The organism is Butyricicoccus sp., from assembly GCF_050872565.1.
GTDB lineage: Bacteria > Bacillota > Clostridia > Oscillospirales > Butyricicoccaceae > Butyricicoccus_A.
Genome location: NZ_JBNMHC010000459.1, coordinates 1 through 1,466 on the forward strand (window position 1 = coordinate 1; position 1,466 = coordinate 1,466).

The 1,466-nt window shown below is 51.3% G+C and carries 2 protein-coding genes; both read left to right on the plus strand.

Annotated features, from left to right (window positions below):
• Positions 1-25: 25 nt before the first annotated feature.
• The gene (locus ACR0P9_RS12490) at positions 26-118 is read left to right on the plus strand and encodes a 4Fe-4S binding protein (protein WP_432620633.1); all 93 of its coding nucleotides are present in this window, start codon (positions 26-28) and stop codon (positions 116-118) included.
• A 26-nt stretch (positions 119-144) separates the two neighbouring features.
• A partial coding sequence (locus ACR0P9_RS12495; RefSeq protein WP_432620631.1) for a [Fe-Fe] hydrogenase large subunit C-terminal domain-containing protein occupies positions 145-1,466 on the plus strand: 1,322 nt, incomplete at its 3' end.

Here is a 1,466-nt window from a genome sequence, read left to right on the forward strand (position 1 = left end):
CGGGCAAATTCGCTCTCCGTTTGTTATTAATCCGCACAAATGCATCCGCTGTGGCTCTTGTACAGATACCTGTGCATTTCATGCTATTTCGCTGACAACATTTGGCTATCCGGCATAAGCTCTTGAGGCAAAGGAGAGAGTCGTATGGGAACAATGACAATCAATAAGATACGAGTTACATTTACGGACGAAGAAGAAAATGTGTTGTCGGTGATTCGCAAGGCTGGATTTGAAATGCCGACGCTGTGCTATCGGCCGGAACTCTTAATCCATGGTTCTTGCCGTCTTTGCGTCGTGGAAGACAAACACGGACGAACCTTTGCATCCTGCTCGGAAAAACCGCGCGATGGCATGGAGATTTACACCAACACCCCGCGCTTGATGCGTTACCGCAAGATGATTTTGGAGCTGCTGCTGGCATCGCATCAGCGAGACTGCACCGTCTGTATCAAGAGCGGCGAATGTTTATTGCAGGCGACCGCGCGCCGGATGGGTGTCAATCAGATTCGCTATGAGACCCAGCAGACCAATTATCCGCTGGACATGAGTTCTCCAGCGATTGTGCTCAATCCAAACAAGTGTATCTTATGCGGCAACTGCGTCCGCATGTGCGGTGATGTACAGGGAATCGGTGCGGTAGATTTCGTCGATCAAGGTCCGAATTACCGCGTTGCGACCATTGGCGGCAGTAAATTGGCGGATACGGATTGCGTTGGCTGCGGACAATGCCGCACATTTTGTCCGACGGGCGCAATTACGATTAATACCAATATCAATGCAATTCGCGAGGCGATCGCTGACCCGAATGTCAAAGTCGTGGCACAGATTGCACCGGCGGTGCGCGTGGCGGTCGGACATGTATTCGGCTTTCCGAACGGCGTCAATGTGATGGGACGTATTGTCAATGCCATGCATCGCTTGGGCTTTGATGAAGTATACGACACGGCGTTTGGCGCAGATTTTACGGTGATGGAGGAGAGCAAAGAGTTGCTGGAACGGCTGGAATCAGGAGAAAATCTGCCGTTGTTTACTTCCTGCTGTCCGGCGTGGGTGCTGGACTGTGAAAAACGGTATCCGGAGCTGGCAAGTCATTTGTCTACCTGCCGCTCTCCGATGCAGATGCTGGGCGCAGTCATTCGAGAATACTACAAAGACCCGAAGAACAATGAAGGAAAGCGGGTTCTTTCTGTCGCCGTCATGCCGTGCACTGCGAAAAAGGGAGAAATTCTGTGGCCGGAGTCTATGACGGACGGCGTACAGGATATTGATTATGTCCTGACAACCAATGAACTCTGCACGATGATTAAGAAAGACGGTATTTTGTTTGACCGGTTGGAAGTTGAAGCGGTGGATATGCCGTTTGGCATCAGTTCCGGCGCCGGTATGATTTTTGGCAACTCCGGCGGTGTGACAGAAGCGGTTTTACGCCGGTTGAACGATGGGCATGAACGAGCAAAATTGGAGCA